This is a genomic window from Caenibacillus caldisaponilyticus (genome assembly GCF_002003465.1).
Classification (GTDB): Bacteria; Bacillota; Bacilli; order Bacillales; family Sporolactobacillaceae; genus Caenibacillus; species Caenibacillus caldisaponilyticus.
This window is the reverse complement of record NZ_BDDQ01000059.1, coordinates 1-23,917: the sequence shown is the minus strand read 5'-3', so window position 1 is coordinate 23,917 and position 23,917 is coordinate 1. Positions and strand designations below refer to the sequence as shown.

At 55.9% G+C, this 23,917-nt stretch carries 18 protein-coding genes and 1 other annotated feature; of the genes, 16 read left to right on the top strand and 2 right to left on the bottom strand.

Features of this window, described 5'->3' with window-relative positions:
• Nucleotides 1-64: 64 nt before the first annotated feature.
• The 3 genes from lonB to yihA all read left to right on the top strand — a co-directional run bounded on the left by lonB (nt 65) and on the right by yihA (nt 4,867).
• A complete protein-coding gene (gene lonB, locus CCB157_RS14370; RefSeq protein WP_077616569.1) occupies nt 65-1,729 on the top strand; it encodes an ATP-dependent protease LonB in 1,665 nt (554 codons plus the stop codon).
• Nucleotides 1,730-1,955: 226 nt separating this feature from the next.
• Nucleotides 1,956-4,283, top strand: a complete 2,328-nt coding sequence (gene lon, locus CCB157_RS14365) for an endopeptidase La (RefSeq protein WP_077616568.1) — start codon at nt 1,956-1,958, stop codon at nt 4,281-4,283.
• Entirely contained in the window at nt 4,280-4,867 is a 588-nt protein-coding gene (gene yihA, locus CCB157_RS14360; RefSeq protein WP_077616567.1) for a ribosome biogenesis GTP-binding protein YihA/YsxC, read from the top strand. The genes lon and yihA overlap by 4 nt, the downstream gene beginning before the upstream one ends.
• 168 nt (nt 4,868-5,035) lie before the next feature.
• On the opposite strand, the gene CCB157_RS14355 is transcribed toward yihA, so the two are convergent.
• Complete coding sequence (locus CCB157_RS14355; RefSeq protein WP_077616566.1) at nt 5,036-5,515, bottom strand: LiaI-LiaF-like domain-containing protein; 480 nt, start codon at nt 5,513-5,515, stop codon at nt 5,036-5,038.
• A gap of 273 nt (nt 5,516-5,788) precedes the next feature.
• Between CCB157_RS14355 and hemA the strand changes: the two genes are divergently transcribed.
• From hemA to spoVID, 7 genes are all read left to right on the top strand, one after another.
• Complete coding sequence (gene hemA / locus CCB157_RS14350; protein WP_077616565.1) at nt 5,789-7,144, top strand: glutamyl-tRNA reductase; 1,356 nt, start codon at nt 5,789-5,791, stop codon at nt 7,142-7,144.
• 15 nt (nt 7,145-7,159) lie between these two features.
• Nucleotides 7,160-7,978, top strand: a complete 819-nt coding sequence (locus CCB157_RS14345) for a cytochrome C assembly family protein (RefSeq protein WP_077616564.1) — start codon at nt 7,160-7,162, stop codon at nt 7,976-7,978.
• A 90-nt stretch (nt 7,979-8,068) separates the two neighbouring features.
• Nucleotides 8,069-9,004, top strand: coding sequence for a hydroxymethylbilane synthase (hemC, locus tag CCB157_RS14340; protein ID WP_077616563.1), 936 nt, complete (start codon nt 8,069-8,071; stop codon nt 9,002-9,004).
• Nucleotides 8,997-9,782, top strand: a complete 786-nt coding sequence (locus tag CCB157_RS14335) for a uroporphyrinogen-III synthase (RefSeq protein WP_143287073.1) — start codon at nt 8,997-8,999, stop codon at nt 9,780-9,782. Before hemC ends, CCB157_RS14335 begins: the two co-directional genes overlap by 8 nt.
• Before the next feature lie 171 nt (nt 9,783-9,953).
• The gene (gene hemB / locus CCB157_RS14330) at nt 9,954-10,934 is read left to right on the top strand and encodes a porphobilinogen synthase (protein WP_077616561.1); all 981 of its coding nucleotides are present in this window, start codon (nt 9,954-9,956) and stop codon (nt 10,932-10,934) included.
• A gap of 2 nt (nt 10,935-10,936) precedes the next feature.
• Nucleotides 10,937-12,229, top strand: a complete 1,293-nt coding sequence (gene hemL / locus CCB157_RS14325) for a glutamate-1-semialdehyde 2,1-aminomutase (protein ID WP_077616560.1) — start codon at nt 10,937-10,939, stop codon at nt 12,227-12,229.
• Nucleotides 12,230-12,358: 129 nt separating this feature from the next.
• Nucleotides 12,359-13,735, top strand: coding sequence for a stage VI sporulation protein D (gene spoVID / locus CCB157_RS14320; protein ID WP_158077337.1), 1,377 nt, complete (start codon nt 12,359-12,361; stop codon nt 13,733-13,735).
• A gap of 17 nt (nt 13,736-13,752) precedes the next feature.
• Here the strand turns inward: spoVID and CCB157_RS14315 are convergent, their stop codons facing one another.
• A complete protein-coding gene (locus tag CCB157_RS14315) occupies nt 13,753-13,944 on the bottom strand; it encodes a YszA family small membrane protein (protein ID WP_077616558.1) in 192 nt (63 codons plus the stop codon).
• A gap of 196 nt (nt 13,945-14,140) precedes the next feature.
• Nucleotides 14,141-14,371, top strand: a binding site (T-box leader).
• 58 nt (nt 14,372-14,429) lie between these two features.
• Between CCB157_RS14315 and CCB157_RS14310 the strand changes: the two genes are divergently transcribed.
• The 6 genes from CCB157_RS14310 to CCB157_RS14285 all read left to right on the top strand — a co-directional run bounded on the left by CCB157_RS14310 (nt 14,430) and on the right by CCB157_RS14285 (nt 23,819).
• Nucleotides 14,430-17,060: a valine--tRNA ligase gene (locus CCB157_RS14310; protein WP_077616557.1), complete on the top strand. Its 2,631-nt coding sequence runs from the start codon at nt 14,430-14,432 to the stop codon at nt 17,058-17,060.
• Between the two features lie 153 nt (nt 17,061-17,213).
• Nucleotides 17,214-18,530 carry a bifunctional folylpolyglutamate synthase/dihydrofolate synthase gene (locus tag CCB157_RS14305; protein ID WP_077616556.1) on the top strand — a complete coding sequence of 439 codons (1,317 nt, stop codon included), beginning with the start codon at nt 17,214-17,216 and terminating at the stop codon, nt 18,528-18,530.
• A 258-nt stretch (nt 18,531-18,788) separates the two neighbouring features.
• A complete protein-coding gene (locus tag CCB157_RS14300; protein ID WP_158077336.1) occupies nt 18,789-20,459 on the top strand; it encodes a sensor domain-containing diguanylate cyclase in 1,671 nt (556 codons plus the stop codon).
• Between the two features lie 173 nt (nt 20,460-20,632).
• A complete protein-coding gene (locus tag CCB157_RS14295; RefSeq protein WP_143287072.1) occupies nt 20,633-21,619 on the top strand; it encodes a hypothetical protein in 987 nt (328 codons plus the stop codon).
• A 422-nt stretch (nt 21,620-22,041) separates the two neighbouring features.
• A complete protein-coding gene (gene radC, locus CCB157_RS14290) occupies nt 22,042-22,716 on the top strand; it encodes a RadC family protein (protein ID WP_077616574.1) in 675 nt (224 codons plus the stop codon).
• Nucleotides 22,717-22,790: 74 nt separating this feature from the next.
• Complete coding sequence (locus tag CCB157_RS14285) at nt 22,791-23,819, top strand: rod shape-determining protein (RefSeq protein WP_077616553.1); 1,029 nt, start codon at nt 22,791-22,793, stop codon at nt 23,817-23,819.
• The last annotated feature ends 98 nt before the right edge of the window (nt 23,820-23,917 follow it).

Sequence of the window (23,917 nt, the reverse complement as noted above, 5' to 3'; positions counted from 1 at the left end):
TTTGTTTAGTCCGCCTGCGCCCAGGGGATACTAACCCAAGAAGCAAACGCGGGAGGTCAAACAAATGAACTGGACGTCTCTGTTAATGTTTGTACAGCTTTTTTTCGGGATCATCATCGGCTTGTATTTCTGGAATTTGCTGCGCAGCCAACACTCCCAGAAAATTTCCATCGATAAAGAATCCAAAAAGGAGATGGAACAACTCCGGAAGTTGCGCAGCATCTCTTTGACGGAGCCGCTTGCGGAAAAAGTCCGCCCGAAATCGTTAGATGACATCGTCGGTCAAACGGACGGCATCCGAACGCTGCGGGCCGCGCTGTGCGGTCCCAATCCGCAGCACGTGTTGATTTACGGGCCTCCGGGCGTCGGAAAAACCGCGGCGGCCCGGTTGGTGTTGGAAGAAGCGAAAAAAAATCCCGAATCCCCATTCAAACCGTCAGCCGCTTTTATTGAATTGGATGCGACGTGTGCCCGTTTTGACGAGCGCGGCATTGCCGACCCGCTGATCGGCAGCGTTCACGATCCGATTTATCAAGGCGCCGGCGCAATGGGACAAGCGGGTATTCCCCAACCGAAGCAAGGGGCGGTCACCCATGCCCACGGCGGAATTTTGTTTATCGATGAAATAGGTGAGCTCCATCCGATTCAGATGAATAAGTTGTTAAAGGTATTGGAGGATCGGAAGGTTTTTTTGGAAAGCGCCTATTACAGCGAAGAAAACTCACAGATCCCGCCGCACATCCACGACATTTTTCAAAACGGGCTGCCCGCCGACTTCCGCCTTGTCGGAGCGACGACGCGCTCTCCGGAAGACATTCCGCCGGCGATCCGTTCCCGTTGCTTGGAAGTTTTTTTCAGCGAATTGAAAAACGCCGACATCGAGATCATCGCCAAGCGTGCGGCGGAGAAATTGCAGCTTTCCATAACGGATGAAGGGTTGAAAAAAATCGCCGAATACTCAAGGAACGGCCGTGAAGCGGTGAACATCATGCAGATTGCCGCCGGCCTCGCGATGTCCAACAAAACCGGGTATATCCGGATCGAAGACATCGAGTGGGTGATCTATTCCAGCCAATTGCAGCCGAAACCCGAGAAAAAAGTACACGGCGTGCCGGTCGTCGGTCTCGTCAATGGGCTGGCCGTGTTCGGGCCGAACCGGGGCGCGCTTCTGGAAGTCGAAGTGACGGCGACCAAGGGCCGGAAAGGGAACTTGACGCTCACCGGCATCGTCGAAGAAGAAACGATGGGGACGTCGGCGAAATCCATCCGCCGCAAAAGCCTCGTCAAAAGTTCGGTCGAAAACGTTCTCACCGTCTTAAATCAAATGGGCGTTCGGTGCTATCATTATCATATTCACGTCAATTTTCCCGGCGGGTTTCCCGTCGACGGACCGTCCGCGGGGATTGCGATTGCGACGGCGATTTACTCGGCGATCAAAAACGTTCCGGTCGACCCTTACCTCGCCATGACCGGCGAGTTGTCCATTCACGGTGCGGTGAAGCCGGTCGGAGGGGTGCTCGCCAAGATCGAAGCGGCGAAGCTCGCAGGAGCCAAGCGCGTGATCATCCCGGAAGAAAACCATCAGGCGCTGATCCAATCGGTCAAAGGGATCGAGATCATCCCGGTTCGCCGGTTGACCGATGTCTTTCAACTCGCCTTCGCGCCGGAAGCGGCGGATCTGCCTTCCGTGCCGGCGTTTTCGCCTTCTCAAGCGATCGAACAGATATAAGATAAGCGTTCGGCCCACTCCGGTCCCGTTGTTCGAAGCGGATGGCGGAGCGGGCGTTCCCTTTCCTCCGTTTATCGTCCGTGTTTTTCTCCGCTTTGAACGATGGATGAAACCATGAACGACGGTGGAAAAATCGGCGGCCAGGCGCCGAACGTCCCCGCTGGACGACTTAAAAAGGGGAATGATATGATTTTCTTGCAATCCATCCGCACTTGGAGGTGTTCCAGTGACTGATAGAGACAAAAAGCGAACCATCCCCGTTCTTCCGCTTCGCGGGCTGCTCATATATCCGACGGTTGTCCTTCACCTTGACGTCGGCCGGGAAAAATCCGTTGAGGCGCTCGAAGCCGTCATGGTGGGAGATCACAAAATCCTCCTTGTTGCGCAAAAAGAAGTGGCCGTGGAACAGCCGGAACCGGCTGATATTTATGAAATTGGAACGGTGTCCGCCATCAAGCAAATGCTGAAGCTTCCAAACGGGACGATCCGCATTTTGGTTGAAGGCGAAAGGCGCGCCCGCATCGACGCGTATACGAAGACGGATCGCTATTTTGAAGCCGAAGTGACCCTATTGGATGAAGAAATCGTCGACGACCTTGAAATGAAGGCGTTGATGCGCAGCGCCGTCGATCAATTCGCCGAATACATCAAGCTTTCAAAAAAGATTACGCCCGAAACCTTGGCGACGGTTCACGACATCGACGAGCCCGGCAGGCTTGCCGACGTCATCGCGAGCCACTTGCCCCTGTTGATAAAGGAAAAACAAAAACTGCTTGAAATCTTGGATGTGAAAGAACGGCTGCGGCAATTGATCCACATCTTGACGAACGAACAAGAAGTGCTCGGCCTGGAGAAAAAAATTGGCCAGCAGGTCAAAAAATCGATGGAGCGGTCGCAGAAGGAATATTACCTTCGCGAACAGATGAAGGCCATCCAAAGGGAGCTCGGCGAAAAAGAAACCAAGGAAAGCGAAATCGAATCGCTTCGGGAAAAAATCGAAAAATCGACCATGCCGGAACACGTCAAAGAAACGGCGCTGAAAGAACTGCACCGTTATGAAATATTGGCGCCGAGTTCGGCGGAAAGCGGCGTCATCCGCAATTATATCGATTGGTTACTGCAGTTGCCGTGGAAGGAAGAGACGACCGACAACCTTGACATCCGCCATGCGGAAAAAATTTTGAACGAAGAGCACTACGGGTTGGATAAAGTCAAGGAACGGGTGTTGGAGTATTTGTCGGTGCAAAAGCTTACCCGTTCGTTAAAAGGGCCGATTCTCTGTCTCGTCGGACCGCCCGGCGTCGGGAAAACATCCCTCGCCCGCTCGGTCGCCAAGGCGCTCAACCGCAATTTCGTCCGCATTTCATTGGGGGGCGTCCGCGATGAAGCGGAAATCCGCGGCCATCGCCGGACCTATGTCGGCGCGATGCCGGGGCGGATCATTCAAGGCATGAAAAAAGCGAAGACGATCAACCCCGTGTTTTTGCTTGACGAAATCGACAAAATGTCCAACGATTTCCGCGGCGATCCGGCGGCCGCCTTGCTTGAAGTGCTTGACCCCGAACAAAATTCGGCCTTCAGCGATCACTATATTGAAGAGCCGTACGATTTGAGCAAGGTCATGTTCATCACGACGGCCAACAATGCCGCCACGATTCCCGCCCCGCTGCTCGATCGCATGGAAATGTTGACGATTGCCGGTTATACGGAGGACGAAAAGCTCCACATCGCCAAGAAACATCTCATTCCGAGACAGCTGAAGGAACACGGCTTGAAAAAAAGCCAGTTGCGCGTCCAAGACGAAGCCATCCTCTACGTCATCCGCCGGTACACGCGCGAAGCGGGCGTTCGCAATCTCGAACGCCGCATCGCCTCGATCTGCCGCAAAGCGGCGAAGCGCATCGTCACCGGCGAGCAGAAGACGGTCACCGTCACCCCGAAAACGATCGAAAAGTTTCTCGGAAAGCCCGTTTTCCGCTACGGACAGGCCGAGACCGAAGACCAAGTCGGCGTCGCGACCGGGCTCGCGTACACGCCCTTCGGCGGGGACACGCTTTCCATCGAAGTGTCGATTTTGCCGGGAAAAGGAAAGCTGTTTCTCACCGGCAAGCTCGGGGACGTGATGAAGGAGTCGGCGCAGGCGGCGTTCAGCTATGTCCGCTCGCGCGCGGCCGAGCTCGGCATTCCCGAAGATTTTTATGAAAAAAATGATATCCATATCCATGTGCCCGAGGGCGCGACGCCCAAGGACGGGCCGTCGGCCGGCATCACCATCGCGACGGCGCTTGTCTCGGCATTGACGAACCGCCCCGTGAAGAAAGAAGTCGGCATGACCGGGGAAATCACCCTGCGCGGCCGGGTGCTTCCCATCGGCGGCTTGAAAGAAAAAACGCTGAGCGCGCACCGTGCGGGGTTGAAAACGATCATCATTCCGAAAGAGAATGATAGGGATTTAGAGGATATCCCCGAGAGCGTCCGGAACGACTTGACGTTCATTAAAGTTAGCCACTTGGATGAAGTGTTGAAATACGCCCTCAACGGTGAGGCGCGATGAAGATTCGCAGCGCCGAATTCATCATCAGCGCTGTCCATCCGGCGCAGTGGCCAAAGGACGGCCTGCCGGAGATCGCGCTTGCCGGACGCTCAAATGTCGGAAAATCGTCCTTGATCAACCGGATGTTGAATCGCAAAAACCTCGCCCGGACGTCGCAAAAGCCGGGAAAAACGCAGACATTAAACTTTTACCGCGTCAACGATGCCTTTTATTTCGTCGACGTGCCGGGCTACGGCTATGCGGCCGTTTCCAAGAAAGACCGGGCGGCGTGGGGAAAAGCGCTTGACGATTATTTCACGAACAACGAGCGGCTTCGCGCCGTGGTTCAGCTCGTCGATTTCCGCCACCCGCCGACGGCGAATGATGTCCAAATGTACGAGTTTCTCAAATACTATCAAATTCCCGCCATCCTTGTCGCGACCAAGAGCGACAAGGTGCCGCGCGGCCGCCAACAAAAACACGTCAAAATCATCAAAGAAACGCTGCGGATCGAAGCGGACGTTCCCATCGTAATTTTTTCTTCGCAAACCGGCGCCGGAAAAGATGAATTGTGGAACGAAATCGAGAAACGCTTGGGCCAATGAAGCCCAAGCGTTTTTTGTGCAGGCAGCGTCCGGTAAAAGCACCGTTTTCAGGGGTATGCTCCATACGGTTGTAGGCATAAGGTCAAGAACCCGTGGCGGAAGCGGCGGCAAGCGGCCCGGCCGGGGAGGGCGCCGCCCGCACATGGCGCCGGGGGCGTATCGGTCATCCTATTTTTTCTTGCCGATTATGAAATAAAACCCGATGGCGATCAAGGCGAGCGGCCACATGTTCCCTATGGCGTCGATGAGCCGATGCGTCACCGTTTGAAAGCTGGCATAAAAAAAGTTTAAAAGGGAAATGGCCGTGAAAAACAGGCCGAGAACAAGGCCGTCCTTCCGCTCTTTATAGTAACGAACGAGGAGAGCGAGACCGAAGATCAATGTGTAGACCGCCCAACCATCCGGCCACCACGGCCAAACGTCTTTGAAATGGAAATGGATGCCGAGGCCGATGAGAATCACCGCCGGGAAAAGGTTGACGTAATCCTTAGCGAGCATCGCGTGAATAAAAAGGGCGGCACCGATAATAATGAGGAGTGTCGGCCAATGGCGAAAGGTTTCCAAATAAGGAAGATGCCATTGATCCAATAAAAAATAGATGCCGAAACCGACAAGGATGATTCCGATAAAGGCGTTCTGTTGTTTCATTTCTGTCGATACCTCCGAACTCGGCGGACCGGCTCCGCGGGGAAAAGCTTTTTCCCTCATTTATCACAGCACATGATTTGGCAAACATCAAGGTTTTCTTTATTATTTTAGATGAAATCTCATTTGATGACCGGTTTTATTCTTTCATTTTTCTTGTTCTTGATGACGGTCCGGTCGTTCAGCTCGTTTCGACGACTGTTCACATTTTTCGGACGGCCGTTTCCGTTTTCGTGGTATACTGTAATGAGGAGCAACAGATCGGGGTGACCAAACGTGCACATTCTAGCGGTCGGGTTGAATCATAAAACGGCACCCGTGGAGATCCGAGAGCGCTTGGCCTTTCAAGAGGCGGAGCTCGACGAGGCGCTCATTCAGCTCAAAAACCAAAAAAGTGTTTTTGAAGCGGTGATCGTTTCCACGTGCAACCGCACCGAACTTTATGTCGTCAGCGATCAGCAGCATACCGGACGCTATTATGCGAAGGCTTTTTTATGCGATTGGTTCGGCGTCCGCAGGGACGACATCGACGGTTATCTCTTTGTCAAAGAGGACGAAGAGGCGGTGCGCCATCTCTTTCATGTCGCGTGCGGGCTCGATTCGCTCGTCATCGGCGAGACCCAAATTCTCGGACAAGTCCGCGACGCATTTATGAAGGCGCAGTCGGTCGGAGCGACGGGCACTTTTTTTAATGAACTTTTTAAAGAAGCGATCACCGTCGCCAAGCGCGCCCACGCCGAAACGATGATCGACGGCAATGCCGTGTCGGTGAGCTATGCCGCCGTCGAATTGGCTTTAAAAATTTTTGGGGATTTGAAAGACAAGCAGGTGTTGATTCTCGGCGCCGGAGAAATGGCCGAGCTCGCGGTCACCCATTTGCGGAGCCGCGGGGCCAAAAGCATCACGGTCGCCAATCGAACGTACGAAAAGGCGCAGGAACTCGCCGCTCGGTTTCAGGGCCAGGCCGCGCCCCTTACTGAGATCCATCAACATCTCAGCGAAGCCGACATCTTAATCGCTTCGACGGGGGCGAAAGACTTTGTCCTCACCGCGGCGGACATGAACCGCGTCAGCCGGGCGAGAAAGGGAAAACCGCTTTTCATTGTCGACATCGCCGTTCCTCGGGATGTCGAGCCGGCGGTCGGCGATCTTGAGGGCGTTTTCCTCTATGATATTGATGATCTCGAAGGCGTCGTCCGCGCCAACCTTGAAGAACGGAAACAAACCGCCGAAAAGATCGCCGTCATGATCGAAGAGCAAATCCGGGCGTTCAACCGCTGGGTCAGGGAACTCGGCGTCGTTCCCGTCATCGCCGCGCTCCGGCAAAAGGCTTTGGCCATCCAGGCGGACACGATGAAGAGCATCGAGCGCAAAATTCCGGATTTGACCGAACGCGAACGCAAGGTGCTCAACAAACATACGAAAAGCATCGTGAACCAGCTGCTTCGGGATCCGATCCAACGCGTGAAAGAGTACGCGGCCGAGCCCGGTGCCGAAGCGAAGCTGGCCGCTTTCATCGACATTTTCGGCTTGGGAGATGCGGTGCGCGAACAGGCTTCCCGTGAAAAAGCCGCGAGCGAATCCCGCCGCGTCGTCCGTCCGGACTTGGGCGAAGCCCCGTCCGGCTCGTAGAAGGGCGTATGCCAAATGCCGCGGTACGGATTATCGGACGGAACCGTCCTGTTATATGCCGCTTGTCTCTGCGGTTTTTTTGTCGATTATCTGGAGAACAACCGGAAGGCGCATCGCATCGCCTTCTGGTTGCTTGTTATGGTCTGGTTTTTCCAAGCGGCGCTCTTCTACGTCAAGATGAGGGAGACGGGCGAATTTCCGATTCTGACGCCGCTTGACGGCTTGTTTTTCCTCTCCTGGCTGATCGTCTCCCTCACCGTATTGTTGAGCCGGTTCTTTTACATGGATTTTTTTGTGTTTTTTGCCAATCTTGCCGGGTTTGCCGCGATGGCGATCTCGTTGTTCGGTCCGGACGATCGCGTGCCGGCCGTTCTTTCGCAACATTTGATGAACGATTTGTTGATCATACATATCATCATCGCCTTTGTCGCTTACGCCGCTTTTACCGCCTCGTTCATCGCGGCGATCATGTACGCGATGGAATACTCGATGTTGAAGAAGAAAAAATGGGGAAGCCGCCTCGTTCGCTTCGGAAGTTTGGCGAAGCTGGAACAAGCCGCTTTTCTCTTTAATCTCGCGGGCTTTCCTCTTTTGATGGTCAGCCTGATTCTCGGTGTCGTTCGGGCGGTGGCGGTCATTAAAGGCTTCAGCTGGCTGGATGCCAAGGTCGTCACCTCGTTCATCGTCCTCGTCGCTTACGCGTGGTATTTGTATCAAAGAATCGGAAGGGGCGTGCACGGCATTCCTCTCGTCTTTTGGAACGCGGTGAGCTTTCTGCTCGTTTTGATCAACGTATTTTTATCGGAAACGCTCACCGCCTTCCACCTTTGGTAAGCGTTCCGGCAACGCCGCCCTTGGGAGGCATGGCGGCTGCACCGCTTCATCGCTTAAAGGCGCCTTTTTATCACAAGGAGTGGGGATATCATGAAAACGTGGAAGGTCGGCTCGCGAAAAAGCCGGTTGGCGTTGACGCAAACGCATTGGGTTTTGGAGCAATTGAAAAAACGGCATCGCGATTTTTCATATGAATTGAAACATATCGTGACCAAAGGCGATCAAATCTTGGATGTCGCTTTGGCGAAGGTCGGCGGCAAAGGTCTGTTTGTCAAAGAAATCGAACAGGCGTTGCTCGACGGAGAGATTGATCTTGCGGTTCACAGCATGAAAGACATGCCGGCCCAACTGCCCGAGGGATTGGCGATCGTTTGCGTGCCGCGGCGCGAAGACCATCGGGACGTCCTCATATCCAGGGACGGAAAGGGTTTTTATGATTTGCCGCCTGGCGCGGTCGTCGGAACGAGCAGCCTGCGCCGCCGGGCGATGCTTCTCCATGCACGCCCGGATTTACACGTCGTCTCCTTGCGCGGCAACATCGACACGCGGTTGAAAAAACTCGAAGAAGGTCAATACGACGCGATCGTGCTCGCCGCCGCCGGCCTCAATCGCATGGGGTGGAGCGCGGAGAAAGTCACGGAGTATCTTCCCGTCGAGCGCTTCCTTCCCGCCGTTGGTCAAGGGGCGCTGGCGATCGAATGCCGGGCGGATGATGAGGAGCTGATTGCATGTCTTGCGGCGATTCACGACCCGGAGACGGCGAACGCGGTTGCGGCCGAGCGCGCTTTCCTCGCCGCGCTCGACGGCGACTGCCGGGTACCGATTGCCGCGTACGCCGAAAAAACAGAAGACGGTTACCGTTTGACCGGAATGGTCGCCGCCCCCGACGGACAGACGGTGATCAATGATTCGCTGACCGGCGCCGAGCCGGATGCGCTCGGCTGGACGCTCGCCGATCGCTTAAAAGCGCGCGGCGCTTCGGAGTTGCTCACCGCGGCCAAAGAGGCGTGGAGTGCTCATGAATGACGGGAAATCGCCGCTCGCGGGCAGGACCATTTTGTTGACGCGCGAACGAAACGCTTCCCGGCAGATGGCGGAACTCATCGCGGCGCGGGGCGGCGAAGCGCTCATCGCGCCGGTGATGAAGTTCGCCCCCGCTCCGCTCAGCGCCGCCGCCCTCAACTGCATCCGAGGGGTGAACGGTTTCGATTGGATCGTGCTGACAAGTGCCAATGGCGTCCGTTATTTTTTCGATGTCCTCAGCGCGCAACGGCTGGAAATCGTCGGGCCGAAGTTCGCCGTCGTCGGCCAAAAGACTGCGGAGGCGCTCGAGCGTCGCGGCATCAAGCCCGATCTCATCCCGGATGATTTTACGGCCGAAAAGCTCGCCGACCGCATGGCCGCACAGCAAGAAAAGGGCCAGGTGCTGCTCGCCCTCGGAACGCTGGCCAAAGACGATCTGGAACGGCGCCTGCGGGAGGCGGGCTATGAAGTCGCGCGCGTCGACGTCTACCAGACGGTGTTGAACGAGGCGGCGAAACCGATCGTACAAACCGTTGTGGCGGAGGCGGCCGTCGACGCCGTCGTCTTTGCGAGCCCGTCGGCCATCCGCTTTTTCATGAGCATGGCGGATGGCCTGGATCAACGGGCGTTTTGGCGGCGCGCCGCGGTCGCTTGCATCGGCCCCGTCACGGCGGACGCCGCCCGCGCCCACGGGCTGACGCCGAGCATCGTGCCGGCCACGTATACCGCGCACGCATTGATTCAAGGCGTGGAACAATATTTTTCAGGGCAGCGCGTGTAGCTTCCACATCGGGGAGCGATGCCGGCAACCGGTTGGGCCCGGCGCCGTTGGCGGGTGCCGCCGGCCCAAGCGCGTTTGTGATCAAGGCCTCGCGATGTTTTTTCGCCGATCGTTTGAGACCTTTAATATATTCCATACCGATTTTCAATGACAGACCTTGGGGGGAAAACGATGAACCAACTCGTGTTTGATCGCCATCGTCGCCTGCGCCAAAATGCGGCCATACGGAGAATGGTGAGGGAAACGACGCTTTCGGTCGATGATTTCATCTATCCGGTGTTTGCCGTCGAAGGCGAAAATATTAAAAACGAAATCCCGTCCATGCCCGGCATTTATCAATTTTCTTTGGATCGGCTGGACGAGGAGATCGATGAAGTCGTCGCGCTCGGCATTCCGGCCGTGATGGTCTTCGGCATTCCGGACCATAAGGATGCGGTGGGCTCCGGCGCCTACCACGATCACGGGATCGTTCAAAAAGCGATCCGGCAAATCAAAGCGCGGCATCCCGAATTGATCGTCATTGCCGATACGTGCCTTTGCGAATATACCGACCACGGCCACTGCGGCGTCATCGTTGACGGCGATGTCGAAAACGACCAAAGCCTTGAACTTTTGGCGAAAACCGCGGTTTCCCAAGCGGCCGCCGGCGCGGACATCATCGCGCCGTCCAATATGATGGACGGCTTTGTCGCCGCCATCCGGCGCGCTCTGGATGAAGCCGGATATATCCATGTCCCCATCATGTCTTATGCCGTGAAATATGCCTCAAGCTTTTACGGGCCGTTTCGCGACGCCGCCGACAGCGCGCCGCAATTCGGCGATCGCAAGACGTATCAAATGGATCCGGCGAACCGTTTGGAAGCGCTGCGCGAAGCGGCTTCGGACGTGGACGAAGGGGCCGATTTCCTCATGGTCAAACCCGGCCTCGCCTTCCTCGACATCCTTCGCGATTTGCGGGAGCGCTTCGATTTGCCGCTTGTGACGTACAACGTCAGCGGCGAATATGCGATGATCAAAGCGGCGGCCTTGAACGGCTGGCTCGATGAAAAGCAAACGGTGATGGAATCGCTCATCAGCATGAAGCGCGCCGGCGCCGACTTGATCATCACGTATTTTGCGAAAGACGCCGTCAAATGGCTGCGGGAGGGTTGAAAATGAGACCGATGGATCGTTCGATTCAGGCGTTTGAAAGAGCGAAGCGCGTCATGCCCGGCGGTGTGAACAGCCCGGTCCGCGCTTTCAGATCGGTGGACATGAATCCGGTTTTCATGGTGGAAGGAAAGGGGGCCAAGGTCACCGACATCGACGGCAACACTTATATTGACTATGTTTTGTCGTGGGGGCCGCTCATCCTCGGCCATGCCAATGATCAAGTCGTGGAAGCGCTGAAGGAAACCGCGGAAAAAGGGACGAGTTTTGGCGCTCCGCACCCCCTCGAGACGGCGCTCGCCGAACTGGTGGTCGAGCGCGTGCCGTCCGTGGAAGTCGTGCGCATGGTCAACTCCGGAACGGAAGCGACGATGAGCGCCATTCGCCTGGCACGCGGGTTCACCGGCCGCGACAAAATTTTGAAATTCGAAGGTTCTTATCACGGCCACGGCGATTCGCTGCTAATCAAAGCGGGTTCCGGCGTCGCGACCCTCGGCTTGCCCGACAGCCCGGGAGTGCCGGTCGGCCTGGCGCAAAACACGATCACCGTCCCGTATAACGACCTCGATGCCGTCCGGACGGCCTTCTCCCGCTACGGGGAAGACATCGCGGCGGTGATCGTCGAACCGGTCGCCGGCAACATGGGCGTCGTGCCGCCCGTCGAGGGCTTTCTGCAAGGATTGCGCGACATCACCGAACAATACGGCGCGCTTCTCATCTTTGATGAAGTCATGACCGGTTTCCGGGTCGACTATCACTCTGCCCAAGGATATTTTGGCGTCACGCCCGACCTCACCTGCCTCGGCAAAGTCATCGGCGGGGGGCTGCCGGTGGGCGCTTTCGGCGGGCGCCGCGACATCATGGAGCACATCGCGCCGAGCGGCCCGATCTACCAGGCCGGCACGCTGTCGGGCAACCCGCTCGCCATGGCGGCGGGCTATGCCACGCTCTCGCAATTGAAGCCCGAGCATTATGACGAGTTTCGCAAAAAAGCCGACCGCCTCGAACAAGGTTACAAGGAAGCGGCGGACAAATACGGCATTCCGCTGACGGTCAACCGGGCGGGCTCAATGATCGGCGTCTTTTTCACCGATCAAGACGTGATCAACTATGAAACGGCGAAAACCGCCAATCTCGAACATTTTAAAATCTATTTCCAAGCCATGTTGGAAAAAGGCGTGTCGCTGCCGCCGTCGCAGTTTGAAGGCATCTTTTTATCGACCGCCCACACGATGGAGGATATCGAGGCGACGATTGCCGCGGTGGATTACGCCTTTTCGCGGATCAAAGCGCGCTGAGAACGGGAAGTCTGTCTCCGCATTGGAGGCGGGCTTCTTTTTTTGAACGGGATCCGTCGGCCGCCGTTCGCATAATGCGCAACTTGCCGCATAAACATTTAATGATATTATGCGGAAAGGATGAGGAGCGTGTCCCGTCAAAGGAATCAACCCTTGCACTTTTCCATCAGCGAAACCGTCTGGCTAAGAAACGGAGAAGAAGCCGAAGAAATTTTGTCCATGGCGCTGGAACCGGACATCGCGATTGAAGAAAGCGCCGATTATGTAACCATTAAAGGCGCTTTGCGTCTCAGCGGGGAATATAAACCGGCCGAAGGCGCCGGGGACGAGGCGGAGTCCGCCCGCGTTTACGATTTCCGCCCGACGTATCGAACCGTCGACGAAATCACGGAAACCGATGTCGGTACGGCCTTGCTTGAACATCGTTTTCCGGTCGACATCACCATTCCGGCACATCGGATTGCCGACATCGAAGACATTTATGTCACCGTCGAATCGTTCGATTATAAACTGCCTGAAAAAGGATGTCTCCGCTTGGACGCGGACATTGCGATCACCGGTCTGATCGATGACCGCGAAGAAGAAAATGACTCGGAGATTTCCGGGCAAGCCGAGGGCAATGAAGCGTTCGAACCGGCGGATGTCGCCGCCTTTGATTCGTATCGCCTTCCCCAGGAAGCCGATTTGGAACCGATTTCTCCGCAAGTGGAATTTAAAGGCCGCCAAGACGCGGGCAGCCAAGCGGCGGACCGAGAAGCGGTGGAGACGAACGGCGCAACAAACGAGGGAGAAACGCCGGTCTTTAGTCGTCAAAAACAAAAAACCGGTTCGGAACTTTCCCGCGAGCCGGAAATCGATGCGCCGGAGTCCGCCGCGGCCGTTCGAGGCGCGGAATGGGAAACAGGCGGATCGGATGACGATGACGTGGTCCCGACGGATCCGGCCGGGCCGTTTCAAGGCGGGGGTTATATCGATGAGGATTGGGAAAGGGAAACGGAAGACGGTTCGCTCTCGCGGTTTGGGCGGGATGGTGACGACGAATTTCAAGCGAATCTCGAATCCGATTGGCCGCACCGATCGGAGTCACCTGAACGGACGGATGACGCGCCGACTTCCGGCGTTCGCTCCGAATACGGGGCAGAGCTCCGCGACGAAGACGATCCGGAACGGCCGCCCTCCGAGTCCCGCGGCGACGCTTTCGCCGAAGAGGATGCGGAGAGCGGCTATGAAGAGATCGAGGAAACCGCGGATTTCCAGGGCGCCAGCCCGCTTACCAAGCGTGAAGAAAACGCGTTGTATCTCACCAAAATGTTGACGGGAGAAGGAGAGCGGTTTGCCCGCGTGAAAATGTGTATCGTGCAGCGGGACGATTCCCTCGAATCGATTTCGGCGCGTTACAATGTCCCGATCTCGACCATTCTCCGCCGCAACGCGCTGGAGTCCGACGCGCTGAGCGCAGGGCAGGTGTTGTACATCCCGATATCAAATAAGAATAAATCGTCATGAATGCGGCCGTTTCCCGCTTACAGCCATCGCTTCAAAAAACCAATGTAGAGGCCGATCAGGACGATGAAGATGATGACGTCGAAGGTGGTCGGAAAAAAGATCACGCGTATCATTTGAAAAATGGCGAGAGGGAGCACGAAAATCTCTAAACCGTCCCGGATGCGCCGGATCCAAGGCGGCCATTGGTACCGATTCCATCGGTTGTACATCCAGCCCTCCCCCTTCCGTTTAATGTGAACGGCGGTGCATCTTGTCGTTACGGCGAAAAAGGACGCGCGTCAATCCGCCTCTCTATTCAATATATGCCCGCGAGCCATCGGCGTGACCCATGTCATTCCGCCGTAAAACGGGCGGCTGAGGTTGACGTCGGCACAGCCATCGCATAAAATAAAAACAAACTAATAAGCGTGCGCGCAGACGGGGAAGAGTACGCGCCGGACCCATCAGAGAGAGAAATCCGTTGGCTGGAAGATTTCTTTGGGAGAAAGCGCGGAAGGTCGCCCCTGAGCTGCTTCGCTGAACCGATCCCGCGGGGATCCACTAGGCGAAGCCGGCCGACGCCGTTAACGTCCGAGAGCGCATGCCATGCCGGCATGCGAAAAAAGGTGGTACCGCGGAGCGTTCTTCGTCCTTTTGAAGAAGGCTTTTTTTATTTTGTCGGATTTTTGCGCGCACCAAGTTCGGAGGGATAGTCATGACGGACATGCCAAAAAAGTACGATCCCGGTCAAACGGAAGCGAAATGGTACGATACGTGGAAGGAAAGGGGGTATTTTAAAGCCGGCGAAGACCCGTCTAAACCCCCCTACACGATCGTCATCCCGCCGCCGAACGTCACCGGCAAGCTGCATCTCGGCCACGCTTGGGATACGACCATGCAAGATTTGCTCATCCGTTTTAAGCGGATGCAAGGTTTCGATGCGCTCTATCTGCCGGGGATGGACCACGCCGGCATCGCCACCCAAGCCAAAATCGACGCCAAACTGCGCGAACAGGGCACCGATCGGCATCAGCTCGGACGCGAAAAATTTTTGGAAGTCGCCTGGGATTGGAAAGAGGAATACGCCGGACACATTCGCAAGCAATGGGCGAAACTCGGCTTATCGCTCGATTATTCGCGCGAACGCTTTACCCTCGACGAAGGGCTTTCCCGGGCCGTCCGCGAAGTGTTCGTCCGCCTTTACGAAAAAGGCTTGATTTACCGCGGCGAGTACATCATCAACTGGGATCCGGTCGCGAAGACGGCGCTTTCCGATATCGAAGTCATTTATAAAGAAGTTCAGGGTCACCTGTACCACATCCGTTATCCGCTCGCCGACGGCTCCGGACATATCGAAGTCGCCACGACGCGGCCCGAGACGATGCTCGGCGACACCGGCATTGCCGTTCACCCCGATGACGAACGCTATAAACATCTCATCGGCAAAACGGCGATCCTTCCCATCGTCGGGCGCGAGATTCCGATCGTCGCCGACGAATACGTCGACATGGATTATGGAACGGGGGCCGTGAAAATCACGCCCGCCCACGATCCGAACGATTTTGAAATGGGCAATCGCCACGGGCTTGCACGCATTCTCGTGATGGACGAAACGGGCAGGATGAACGAAAACGCCGGAAAATATCAAGGTCTCGACCGCTTCGACTGCCGGAAGCGGATCGTCGAGGATCTGAAAGCGGAAGGCGCGCTCGTCAAAATAGAAGACATCGTCCATTCGGTCGGCCACTCCGAGCGCTCCGGCGCGGTCATCGAACCCTATCTGTCGATTCAATGGTTCGTCAAGATGAAACCGCTCGCAGAAGCCGCGTTAAAGCTGCAAGATTCCAGCGACAAGGTTCGTTTCGTTCCGGAACGCTTTGAGAACACGTACCGCCATTGGATGGAAAACATCCGCGACTGGTGCATTTCGCGCCAGCTCTGGTGGGGCCACAGGATTCCGGCTTGGTACCATAAGGAAACGGGCGAGGTCTATGTCGGAGTAGAGGCGCCGGAGAATCCCGAACAATGGGAGCAAGACGAAGATGTTTTGGACACGTGGTTCAGCTCGGCGCTCTGGCCTTTCTCCACGCTTGGCTGGCCGGATGAGGACGCGCCGGATTTCAAGCGCTATTTCCCGACAAACGCGCTCGTCACCGGCTACGACATCATCTTTTTCTGGGTGGCCCGCATGATCTTCCAATCCGTCGAATTCACCGGGCGGAAACCGTTTGATGATGTCCTGTTGCACGGGCTCGTCCGGGACGCCGAAGGGCGGAAAATGAGCAAATCCCTCGGCAACGGCATCGATCCGATGGACGTCATCGACAAATACGGCGCCGATGCGCTTCGGTTTACGCTTGCCACCGGCACGACGCCGGGGCAAGACCTCCGCTTCCAATGGGAGAAGGTCGAGGCGAACTGGAATTTCGCCAACAAGATTTGGAACGCTTCGCGTTTTGTGATCATGAACCTCGGTGACTTTAAGTACGAAGACATCGATCTGTCGGGAGAAAAAGCGGTCGCCGACCGGTGGATTCTGTCGCGTCTCAACGCGGTGATCGAACAAGTCACCCGTCATTTCAATCAATATGATTTCGGCGAAGCCGGCCGCAAGCTGTACGCGTTCATCTGGGATGATTTTTGCGATTGGTACATTGAAATGGCGAAGCTTGCCCTTTACGGCGAAGATGAAGCGGCGAAGAAGCGGACGAAATCCATTCTCGTATACGTTTTGGATCGGACGCTCCGCCTCCTGCACCCGCTCATGCCGTTCATCACCGAAGAGATTTGGCAGCACTTGCCCCATGAAGGGGAAACCATTATGAAGAGCGCTTGGCCGGAAGTTCGGAGCGAATGGACGGATCCGAAGGCCGAGTCGGATATGGCGCTTCTGCAGAACGTCATCCGCGCCGTCCGCAATATTCGGGCGGAAAAAGATGTCGCGCCTTCCAAGCCGGTGGACCTCGTCATCAAACCGGCGGGAGAAGATGAACGGGCGACGTTGGAAACCCACCGGGCTTATCTTGAGCGGTTCTGCAACCCGAACTCGCTCATCATCGACCTGGCGGCCACCGCGCCGGACAAATCTGTCACGGCGGTCGTAACCGGCGCCGAACTGTATTTGCCGCTTTCCGGATTGATCGATATCGAAGAGGAAATCAAGCGGCTCCGTTCGGAACTTAAAAAATTGGACGCCGAAGTCGAACGCGTTCAGAAGAAATTGGCCAACGAAGGCTTTGTGAAAAAGGCCCCCGCGGCCGTTGTGGAAAAAGAGCGGGAAAAAGAACGGGATTATCTTGAAAAGCGGGAAAAAGTGCGCGAGCGCATCCGCGAATTGGAAGGCTGAAAAACGTCAAGTTCACGTTTCAATCAGGCGGCGGGTTCATCCCGTCGTCTTCAAGTTTGTCCAAGCAATCGGGCCATAGCGGCTTCGCACGACGGAATGAAGAGAAGAACGGGTGCCAAAATATCAAGCCCATGACAGATCGGAGGGTAGAGGATGCAACGATACGAAAACGCTGTCGAATGGTTGAAGAAATGGGACACGTTCAGCTTAAAACTCGGCATGGAACGCATGGCGTGGATGCTGGAAAAACTCGGCCATCCCGAGCGCCTGCTCCGATCCGTCCATATCGGAGGAACGAACGGCAAAGGGTCGACGCTCACCTTTCTTGAAAGCATTTTGCGGCAGGCGGGTTATTCCGTCGGCACGTTTACGTCTCCGTCTCTCGGCGCCTTTAACGAGCGGATCAAAAAAGACGGCAAGCCGGTGACGGATGAAGCCCTTTGTCGAGCGATCGAGATGGTCCGACCGCATGCGGAAGCGCTCGGGGCGACGGAACATGGGGAGCCGACCGAATTTGAAGTGATCACCGCCGTCGCCATCGTTTATTTTGCCAAGATTGACCCGTGCGATTTCGTGCTCTTTGAAGTCGGCCTTGGCGGGCTGCACGATTCCACCAACGTGCTCCTCCCGATGTTGACCATCATTACCAATGTCGGCTGGGACCACGTCGAACAGCTGGGTCCGACGCTCGCCGACATCGCCAGAGAGAAGGCCGGCATCATCAAGCCGGGCGTTCCGGTCATCACCGGCGCGGAAGGGGAAGCGGAAACGATCATTCAAACGACCGCAGCCGAGCGGCGAGCGAAGCTTTACCGGCTCGGGCATGAGTTCCAAATCGACGGCGTCGAGCGGACGGAAGACGGCGAAGTGTATGATTTTCGCTCGCCGTTCAGCCGATATGAGCGTTTGACCATACGGATGGCCGGCCGCCATCAAGTAATAAACGCCGCGCTGGCCGTCATGGCGGCGGATTATTTAAGAAACTTTTTCGCCGTTGATATTGAGGAGGAGGCGTTGCGCGACGGGCTGAAGCGGGCGTTTTGGCCGGGGCGTTTTGAAAAGATTTCGGAGCGGCCGCTCGTCATCCTCGACGGCGCGCATAATCCCGACGGCATGCGGGCTTTGGCCGACGAAGTGCGCCGGCGTTATCCCAATCGGCGCCTCCACCTGTTGTTTGCCGCCTTTAAGGACAAAGATTGCGCCGCCATGCTCGCGGAGCTGAACGACGTGGCCGATCGCGTCGTGTTGACGACCTTTGATCATCCGCGGGCGAGCCGGCCGAGCGCGCTCATGTCCGCCGTTCCCGAGGGGATGCGTGCCGAAGAAGCCGGCGATTGGCAAACGGCATATCACCGCATGCTCGAGGTCATGACCGATGAGGACATGTTGCTGATCACCGGTTCCCTCCACTTCGTCGGGACGGTACGCCAGGCGTTGGGGGTATCCGATCCGCCGCTGGCGCGCTCCTGAACGTCCGGGCGCGGTTGTGCGGTTTTCTGCAACATTGATCCTTTCGCCCTAATACGACAGAACTAGACAAACTGAAACGCCGGACGTGCCGGTTTGTCGAAATTCTTTTTTTAAAGTTTGTTCCGTCTATTATAATATCCGTATAAGTTTGATATGATAGAATCATATGATAGAATCAAAAGTATTAGTCTAAAAGTTGGATGATCCATTCAAAAACGGAGGGAGGGCCGCGATGGATAAACGCAAGAAGAGATGGATTTGGGCGGGCGGAGCGTCATCTGGCCGGCGACGATCGTGTTGTGCTATGCCGCCGCCCCGCCGCATTTAAGCGGAAACGCCTTTGATCTGGCGGCCATGGCCGTCTTAATGGTGTTGAGTTCGCTGTGCCATTTCCGGGTTAAAGGCACCACCATCGTCGTCCTGAGCGGCGTATCCATCGCGGTGTTCCTCATCTTTGGCCTTTTTGTGGAATTGATCTTGTTGCAGCTCGGCACGTTTGCCTACATGTTGTCCCGGCGGCTCGGAAAAGAGGACTGGTACCGGTTCCCTGTGAACATGACGATGTTCGCCTTGGTCTCGGTGGTTTCCGGTGTGACTTTTTATTTGCTCGGCGGAAAAACGGGCGTGCTGTCGGGGGGTGGCATCCCGCAGCTGATTCCGATTTTTGGCTATATCATCATGTCTTATATCAGCAATCATCTCTTTCTGTATTTTTTTTACCGGCTTTTTATCGGGGCCCAACGATTTATCGGGAAGGATGCGATATGGGAACTGGTGACGACTTTATTGGTCGCGCCGGTTGGCGTCGTCCTGTATCTGTTGTATTCGCAAATGGGCACCACGGCCATTTGTTTCATCGCCGTGCCGCTCATCACCCTGTCGGTCATCTTTCGCCTGATCAAAAACAGCTATGACATGAACAATTTGTTGCAAAAGACCAATGAAATCGGCCGGCAATTGACGGAAAAACTGGACGTGAACCATATCGTCAAGCTCTTTTTTGAACGCGTCGCGGCGATGATGGATGTCGATTACGCCCTCATCTTGAGCGGGGAGGACGGGCGGGATTTTCGCGTCGTCGACCGCTTCGTCAAAGAATCGGAAACGCTGGACCGCCGGACGGATGGCGCCGGTCCGGTGAAATGGCCGGGGGATCTCACGGGGCGCATCTTTCGCGCCGGGGTCCGCAAAGAATGGTGGCCGTCGTTGAACGGACTTTTGCCGGATTATGCGGAATCGGTGCTCGTCGTCCCGACCCGCCGCAACACCCGGGTGGTCGGCGCGGTCGTCATCGCCACAAAAACGCGGCGGGCATACGGCAAAGAACATTTGACGGTCCTGGAAATCCTTGCGAATTTTTTGATGGTCGCCGTCGGCAATGCGCAAGACTACGAAAGGACGAAATATGAAAGCGAACGCGATCCGCTGACGAACCTATATAATTATCGCTATTTCATGAAGTTGCTTACGGAAATGTTCGAAAAGAGCGTGGGATCGCCGTTTACCATCATCATGATCGATCTCGATCACTTCAAACAAATCAATGACCGATTCGGCCACGAAAACGGGAATCGCGTCCTCACCGGCGTGGCAGCCCGGCTCGTTGAAATCGTCGGAGACAAGGGGACGGTCGCGCGCTACGGGGGCGAGGAGTTCATCGTCTTGCTGCCGGATGCGGACGGCCAGGCGGCGTATCTTTTGGCCGAGACCATCCGCATCCGGTTATCGGATGAGCCGTTTTCGTTGTACGAGCTCGGTGACAAAGAGCGACAAGGGCGGCGGCTGGTCCGCGTCACCGCCAGCATCGGCCTGGCGACGGCCCCCGAACAAGGGGAGGATCCGCTGTCGTTGATCCGCAACGCCGACCGGGCGATGTATGCCGGCGCCAAATGTCAAGGCCGAAACCGCGTGGCGACGTACATCCATTGAAAAAGCGCGCCGCGCGCTTTTTTTATTTCAACATGAATGGTGCGGCTTACCGCGAAATATCCGGGGAATTGTCGGGAAAATATGCCGGTCTGCCGACAAATGTCTTGTCCTTTTTTTGTCCAACCGTGTTAAGCTTCGGGGAAGAGGATCGATCAGGAAAGGAGCGCTCGTCCTTGGCCGACCGAAACCGCTCGGATGAAGAGATCATCGTCACTTTTAACGGCAAGGACCACACCCTGGAGGAATGGACGAAAAAGCAGGCCGCGGTCCGAAAACAAGATAAGACCCCTTTGAATTGGCGCAAGGTTTTTGCGGATCAAGTTCCCGTGACCCGGCGTGATCAACGCGAGGCGGCCGCCGGGTTTTCCGCGAACCGGAATTTTAAAGGGAGACGGCCGGGATGGTTTTCGGCCCCACCTTTGATAAAATTTTTCGGCGTGCCGTTTGTCGCCGCCGTGATCGTCGGATTGGCCATCGGTTTTACGGTATTGATCATGCTTTCCTCGCACGATAAAAAGATTCGGAACCCATCCGTGGCCACAGCCGGTCAAGTCGCAGGTGAAACCCCTGGCAAGAAGGTTAAAGCGGATGCGCCCCAGCTCGATCTCACCGTGCACGCCGTGCAGGCCAACACGTTTTCAACGGCCGAGGGGGCAAATGAGCAAGCTCAAACGTTGAAAAATCTTGGCGTGCCGGCGGCCGTTGTCCGCGACGGCCAGCGTTATGATGTTTTCATCGCACTGGCCGGCAGTGAATCGGGACGGAAGAAGTTGGTCGCCAAATACGAATCCCTCAAACCGTTCGGCAAAACGTGGGCGGTTCGATTCCCAGCGGCCGGCTTATCGGAGGCGACGGCCCGTTATCTTGAAACGGGAAGGATCTTGCTCCTCGACCTGATCCGTCTGTCGGCGGATAAAGCGCTCGACCAAAAAGTCGATCAAAAGGCGCTTGCAGACGTTCAAACAACGCTCAACGGTTGGGCGGCTGCTGCGAACGTCAAAATGGCGGACAATCTGAAAGAAGATTTGACGTCTTTTAAAGGGGCGATTGAATCCGCCTACAGTCACATAGAAAATCGCGAAGATCAAGACGCCGGGCAACAATCGCTTTTGGACGCCGTCCGCCTCTATCAAACCATCGCCCTCGCTCTGGAGAAGTGAGGGCATTTTTTTGTTGCCCAAAACCCAAATAAGGGGATGTCCGTGCCGGCGCGCCAAGCGATTTTGCACCGCCTTCTATGTCTCCCCGTTTTTCTATGTCCTCCCTGACATAAATCGACCCCTTTTGACGAAAGCTTTTCATTAGGGGAGGCACGGCGGGCGTGTTTTGACAAAAAAGGGGATTGTTTGCTAAATTATTGATATCAGTCCAAACACCTCGCTTTGGCCTCTGTACAGGCCTGCCAGAGACTTCGCGAATGCCTCTCCTATCGGATTTCCATGAACCCTATTGAACGAAAAAAGGACCCGCATGCCATGGCGCTCGGCACCCATGGGACGGCTGAAGCGTGTCGTTAGGGCTGCTTGCTTCCTTGTCAGTCACGGAGACGATAAAAGGGGGTTTCGACGTGGGTGAAACCACGCTGTTCATCCGTGATGTGCCGAGAGAAGAAAGACCGCGGGAGCGGCTGCTCAAAGAAGGCCCGGCCCGGCTTTCGAACCAGGAGCTTCTCTCCATCATTTTGCGAACGGGGTCCAAGGAAGAGTCGGTGTTGGCGCTTGCGGGCAAGGTGCTTCACCGCTTTAACGGGTTGAAAATGTTGAAGCATGCGACCGTTGAGGAACTTAAAGAGGTCAAGGGCATCGGCGAAACCAAAGCCATACAATTAATGGCCGCGCTGGAATTGGGCAAGCGGCTCGTTTCGGAGCGGCCGGAGGATCGCTATGCCATTCGCTCGCCGCTTGACGGTGTGAAATATGTCATGGACGATATGCGGTTTTATACGCAAGAGCATTTCGTCTGTCTGTATTTGAATACGAAAAATCAGGTCATTCACCGGCAGACGATTTTTGTAGGGAGTTTGAACGCGTCCATCGTTCATCCCCGCGAGGTTTTTAAGGAAGCGATCAAAAGGTCGGCGGCTTCCGTCATCTGTTTTCACAACCACCCGAGCGGTGATCCGACGCCGAGCGAGGAAGATATTGCCGTCACCAAGCGGCTCGTGGAATGCGGTTATTTGCTCGGCATCGACGTGTTGGATCACATTATCATCGGGGATCGGGACTACATCAGTTTAAAAGAAAAAGGCATAGTTTGACACTATTTTTTTGGCGATTTTTGAGCTATAATTGGACTCATGAGTTTTTCGACACATGAAGGGAGTTTACATAGATGTTTGGCGGATTCTCCAGAGATATGGGCATCGATCTTGGAACAGCGAACACTTTGGTTTATGTGAAAGGAAAAGGCGTTGTCGTCCGCGAACCTTCCGTCGTCGCGAAGCGGACGGACACGGGAACGATTGAAGCGGTCGGCGATGCGGCGAAAAGCATGATCGGGCGGACGCCCGGCAACATCGTCGCCCAGCGGCCGATGAAAGACGGGGTCATCGCCGATTTCGAGACGACGGCGACCATGCTGAAATACTTCATCCAACAAGCGACGCGCGGCCGCTCGTTATTCTCGCGAAAACCCAATGTCATGGTAGGCGTTCCTTCCGGAATCACAGCAGTGGAAAAACGGGCGGTTGAGGATGCGACCAAAATGGCCGGCGCAAAAGAGGCCTACACGATTGAAGAACCGTTTGCGGCAGCCATCGGCGCGGATTTGCCGGTTTGGGAACCGACCGGCAGCATGGTAGTCGACATTGGAGGCGGAACGACGGAGGTCGCGATCATCTCCCTGGGCGGCATCGTGACGAGTCAGTCCGTCCGGGTGGCCGGCGATGAAATGGACGAGGACATCATTCAATACGTCAAGAAAAATTACAATCTCATGATCGGGGAGCGCACCGCCGAACAGCTCAAGCTGCAAATCGGTTCGGCAGGCAAACCCGATCAGACGGAAAGCATGGAGATACGCGGGCGGGATCTTTTGACGGGTCTGCCCAAGACGATCAACATTACGTCGGATGAAGTCGCCGAAGCGTTGAGCGATACGGTCAACCAAATCATCGAGGCGGTGAAGATCACGCTGGAAAAAACGCCGCCGGAACTCGCCGCCGACATCATGGATCGCGGCATCGTCCTGACGGGTGGCGGCGCGCTGTTGCGCAACCTTGACAGGGTCTTGAGCGAAGAGACGAAAATGCCGGTCATCATCGCGGACAATCCCCTGGATTGCGTTGCCATCGGGACGGGACGCGCGCTGGAAAGCCTGCCGATGTTCCGGTCGAAAAAAGGCATTACTTCAAGATCCTGATCCAAGTGATCGTAAGTAGGTGTCTTACATGCCGCCGTTCTTTTCAAATAAAAAATTAATCATCCTTTTAACGAGTTTGATCGTCCTCGTCGCGCTCA